5 protein-coding genes are annotated in these 4,731 nt (G+C 75.1%); all 5 read right to left on the bottom strand.

Translation table 11 applies throughout. From position 1 onward, the window contains the following. Positions 1 to 96 precede the first annotated feature (96 nt). Positions 97 to 1,005, bottom strand: a complete 909-nt coding sequence (gene hemC / locus E1300_RS47670; protein WP_278045446.1) for a hydroxymethylbilane synthase — start codon at positions 1,003 to 1,005, stop codon at positions 97 to 99. A gap of 85 nt (positions 1,006 to 1,090) precedes the next feature. Beyond that, on the bottom strand, positions 1,091 to 2,884 hold the full coding sequence (locus E1300_RS47665) for a glutamyl-tRNA reductase (protein WP_207400418.1): 1,794 nt from the start codon (positions 2,882 to 2,884) through the stop codon (positions 1,091 to 1,093). Positions 2,885 to 2,945: 61 nt separating this feature from the next. Further along, positions 2,946 to 3,677 carry a redox-sensing transcriptional repressor Rex gene (locus E1300_RS47660; protein WP_242619871.1) on the bottom strand — a complete coding sequence of 244 codons (732 nt, stop codon included), beginning with the start codon at positions 3,675 to 3,677 and terminating at the stop codon, positions 2,946 to 2,948. A gap of 290 nt (positions 3,678 to 3,967) precedes the next feature. Then, positions 3,968 to 4,225 (bottom strand): glutaredoxin family protein, encoded by a 258-nt coding sequence (locus E1300_RS47655; protein WP_131763857.1) that lies wholly within the window; start codon positions 4,223 to 4,225, stop codon positions 3,968 to 3,970. A gap of 1 nt (position 4,226) precedes the next feature. Continuing rightward, positions 4,227 to 4,731 (bottom strand): putative quinol monooxygenase (locus E1300_RS47650; protein ID WP_207400417.1); only part of this gene is annotated, 505 nt, incomplete at its 5' end.

The following is a 4,731-nucleotide window of genomic DNA, read 5'->3' as shown; positions in this document are numbered from 1 at the left end:
CTGTCCGCGGCGGACCGGCCCGCCGCACCGCGCCCGGCGGCGCCCCCGCCGGAGGGGTTCTCGCTCGCGGCGGGGCTCCCGCCCGCGGGGCTCTGGTTAGCGGGGCTCAATGTCGCGCTCCCCCATCAACTGTTCGGCCCCCTGGGCGAGCAACCGGTTCGCGAGCTCGCGCCCGAGCTCCTCGGCCCGCTCCGGGTGGCCGCTTCCGGACAGCCTGATCTGCCGGCTGCCGTCGTACGCGACGACGGCGGCGGTCAAATGCAGCTTCTCATCTATTTCGGCAGCGTATGTTCCCACGGGCGCCGAGCAGCCCGCCTCCAGCACCGCCAGCACCGTCCGCTCGGCGGTGACGGCGGCGCGGGTGGCGGCGTCGTCGACCGTTCCAAGCAGCGCGCGGAGATCGTCCCGGTCCGCGCGGCATTCGAGCGCGAGCGACCCCTGCCCGGGGGCGGGCAGCATCTGGTCGGGCTCGAACACCTCGGCGACGGCGTCGACCCGGCCGATCCGGTTGAGGCCGGCGTAGGCGAGCACCACGGCGTCGAGCTCGCCGTCGGTGACCTTGCGGAGCCGCGTGTCGGCGTTGCCGCGGATCGGCACGACCTCCAGGTCGGGACGGAGCGCGCGGAGCTGCGCGACGCGGCGCGGCGAACCCGTGCCGACACGCGCGCCGCGCGGCAGGTCGGCGAGCTTCGCCGGGCCGCACAGCGCGTCGCGCGGGTCGTCGCGGCGCGGGGTCGCGGCGAGCGCGATCCCGTCGGCGGGCCCGGTCGGCAGGTCCTTCAGCGAGTGCACCGCGAAGTCCACCTCGCCGGACAGCAGCTTGTCGCGGAGCCCGTTGACGAAGACTCCCGTGCCGCCGATCTGGGCCAGCAGCGCCTTGGATACGTCACCTTCGGTCGTTACCCCGACCAGCTCGACCGCATGCCCCGTACGCTGGGACAATGCGTCGGCGACCTGCTGCGACTGGGTCGTCGCCATCAGGCTCTTACGGGTGCCGAGCCGCAGCGGGCCCCCGCCTGCGCTCCTCGATGCGGTACTCAATGCCACGCTCCGCTCGGCTGTCGGCGGGCCCCGCTCGGGCCGCCGCCGTTCACAACTGTTCTCCTTCGCCGGGCCGCGGGTCACGGGCGCTCACGGCCCGGACGCTCGCGGCTCCCGCGTTGACCTCGCCCACGCCGGCGCCCTCGACGGCGGACTCGACCGCGGCGGCCACCGTACCGGCCGTGGCGCTGGTGACCGGCTCGCCCGCGATGCTGTCCAGCGGCTCACCCGCCGTGCCGTCCAGCGGCTCGCCCGCGAAGCCGGCCAGCGGCTCGCCCACAGTGCCGTCCAGCGGATCTCCCGCGGTGCCGTCCAGCGGGTCGCCCGCAGTGCCGTCCAGCGGGTCGCCCGCAGTGGCGATGAGCGGGTCTCCCGCGATGCCGATCAGCGGGTCGGCGGGGACGCCGGTCAGCGCGCCGGTCAGCGCGGCGGCCGTCGGGCCGCCCGGCCCGCCCGCGGTCTCGCGGGCGGCCTTGCGCGCCGCACCGCTCCACGGCCCCGGGTCGGACGCCGGTCCCCGCCCGCGCGCGCTCCGCTCGGCCATGTCGGCGCGGGCGACGGCCTGCGGCGCCTTCGGATCCAGGTCGAACAGCTGGCGCAGCGCGTCGGCGTAGGAGTCGCCGCCCGGCGACGCCGCCAGCTCCTTGACCCGGACGGTCGGCGCGTGGAGCAGCTTGTCCGCCACGCGCCGGACGGTCTGGTCGATCTCCTTGCGGGTCCGCTCGTCCAGGTCGGGCAGCCGCCCGCGGAGCCGCAGCAGCTCCGCCTCCACGACCTCGGCGGCCTTGCTGCGCAGCGCGACCACGGTGGGCGCGACGGCCGCGGCGCGGGCGGCGCCGAGGAACGCGGCGACCTCGTCCCCGACGATCCGGCGGACGGCCCCGACGGCCTCCGGCCCGATCGCCTTCGCGGCCTCCTGCGCGGTGCGCAGGTCGTCCAGCCCGGCGAGCGCCACGCCCGGCAGGTCGCGGACGGACCGCTCGATGTCGTGCGGCAGCGCCAGGTCCAGCAGGAACCGGGGGCGGCCGTCGGCGCCGGCGCCGCGCGCGGCGAGCCGCTCGGCGGTCAGCACGAGGCCGGTCGCGCCGGTGCACGAGACGATCAGGTCGGCCTCGCCGAGCGCACCGTCCAGGGCGTCCAGCTCGATCGCGCGGGCGGGGACGTCCAGCGACTCCGCCAGCCGCACCGCGCGCGCGTACGTGCGGTTGGCGATGACGACCTCGCGGGCCCCGGCGCGGCTCAGCGTGGCGGCGGCGAGCGAGCTCATCGAGCCGGCGCCGACCACCAGGGCGCGCACCCGGTCGAGCGGCCCGAGGTGGCGGGCGGCGACGTCCAGGCCCACGCTGACCAGCGACGCCCCGGCCTTGTCGATGCCGGTCTCGTGGTGGGCGCGCTTGCCCACCCGCAGCGCCTGCTGGAGCACCTCGTGCAGGTCGCGCCCGAGGGTGCCCTCCTCCTGCGCGAGCCGGAACGCCTGCCGGATCTGGCCGAGGATCTGGCCCTCGCCGACGACCATCGACTCCAGGCCGCACGCCACCGCGAAGGCGTGCTGGACGGCCCGCTCCTCGTAGTGGACGTACAGGTGGTGGGACAGCTCGTCCAGCGGGATGCCGGAGTGGAGGGCGAGCAGTTCGGAGATCGCGGTGACACCGCCGTGGAACCTGTCGACCACGGCGTAGATCTCGACGCGGTTGCACGTCGCGACGATGGCGGTCTCGGCGACGTTCGGCGAGCCGTGGACGGCGTGCAGCAGCTTGGCGAGGTCGTCGCCCGACACCGCGGCGCGCTCCAGCATCGCCACGGGTGCGCTGCGGTGACTCATGCCCACCACCAGAACGCTCATGCCCTGCTCCCCGTCCGTCCCGCTCCGCTCATTCCGCGTCTCCCGCCCATCTCATGCCACCTCATGCCTCGACGTACTGCGTGGCGCCGGGAGGCGCACCGCCGCCGGCCACGGGGTCATAATCACCCGGCCCCCCGGCCTTGCGCTGCTCGTGGAAAGCGAGGATCTGCAATTCGATCGACAAGTCGACCTTACGCACGTCGACGCCGTCGGGGACGGACAGGACGACGGGCGCGAAGTTCAGCACGCTCGTCACCCCGGCGGCCACGACGCGGTCGCACACCCCCTGGGCGGCGCCCGCGGGCGTCGCGATCACGGCGATGGACACGCCGTGCCCGGCGATGATGTCCTCCAGCCGGTCGATGTGCTCCACCGTCATACCGGAGATCTCCTGGCCGACGATCGACTCGTCCGCGTCGAGCAGGCCCGCCACACGGAAACCGCGGGACGCGAATCCCCCGTAGCCGGCCAGTGCCCTGCCCAGGTTACCGACACCGATGATGGCGACGACCCAGTCCTGGGTGAGGCCCAGCTCACGGGATATCTGGTAGACGAGGTACTCGACCTCGTAGCCGACGCCGCGCGTCCCGTACGAGCCCAGGTGCGACAGGTCCTTGCGGAGCTTCGCCGAGTTGACGCCCGCCGCGGCGGCCAGTTCCTCGGACGAGACCGTCGCCACACCGCGGTCCTGGAGACCGGTGAGGGCCCGCAGGTACACCGGCAGGCGCGCCACGGTGGCTTCGGGAATGCCGCGTTCGGCGCGGACGCGGTGGTGGTTCTGTCGCGATGTCACGGCCTGCTCTTCGGGGCTCGACGCTGGGGGCGGGACCCGGGGCCCCTCACCCCGGCGGGTCCGCCGGGCCGCACGGCCGCGGCCCGACCGCCCCAGGGCTATCGACCAGATTAAGCCTTTGTGAATACGCGCACAAAGTCGCCCCCCGGTCAACGGTGTGGCGAACCGGCCGGACGCGAGCGCCGAATTCACCGCGCGGCACGGCGTTTCCGCAGCCCGCCGCGGAAACGCGCGGCGCCCGCTGTGACCGAGCAGACAGCTCTGACCGAGACGAAGCGGCCTCCCCGCCGTTACGCCGCGCCGCGCGCCTTCTCGACCGCCGCGCGCAGCCGCCCCTCGTCCACCCGCCAGAAGTCGTGCTGCACGCCGTTCACGAGCGTCACCGGGATCTGCTCCCAGTAGAGCCGGGTGTCCTCCTCGGAGCGGGTGATGTCGCGCTCCTCCCACGGCACGCCCAGCTCGCCCGCCACCCGCTCGATCACCGCGCGCGCGTCGTCGCACAGGTGGCAGCCGGGCTTGCCCAGCAGCGTGATCAGGACGTCGGCCACGTCACCTCCCCGGGAACTCCGGCGCCGGCAGCGGGATCTTGGACGTGCCGAGCCGCAGCTCGATCACGTTGGTGGCGAGCACGTGGGCGCGGGACTCGGCGAGGAACCGCTGGAGGTGCGGCTGCCGCCGGTGCGCGGCGAAGGCCGCCTCGTCCCGGAACAGCTGGTAGAAGATCCGCTGCGTGGGCGCGCCGACGACCTCGTGCGAGGCGAAGATCACCGTGTCCGGCTCGGCGAGCCTCGCCGCCTGGACGAGCTCGGCGGCCAGCCGGTCGAAGGCGCCCTCCCGGCCGTCCAGCAGCGTGTAGACGGTGATCTGCCCGCACGCGCCGGGCAGCCCCGGCTCCCCCGCCGAGCCGCTCGCGGCGGTCGCGCCGCCGAGGCCGCCGGGCAGCCCGCCGAGCGCGCTCACCAGCGCGCCGGGGAGCCCGGGGTCCGGGACGGACGAGCCGAGCGGCCCGTCCACGTTGGTCGCCGAAGGACCGGCGGGCGCCGGGGCGGGGGCC

The organism is Actinomadura fibrosa (assembly GCF_900659615.1).
GTDB classification, from domain to species: domain Bacteria; phylum Actinomycetota; class Actinomycetes; order Streptosporangiales; family Streptosporangiaceae; genus Spirillospora; species Spirillospora fibrosa.
This window is presented reverse-complemented; position numbering and strand designations above follow the sequence as displayed.

Bases quoted from the DNA above. Each gene is read 5' to 3' on its own strand.
- E1300_RS47665 (WP_207400418.1), bottom strand. From the start codon at position 2,884: ATGAGCGTTCTGGTGGTGGGCATGAGTCACCGCAGCGCACCCGTGGCG.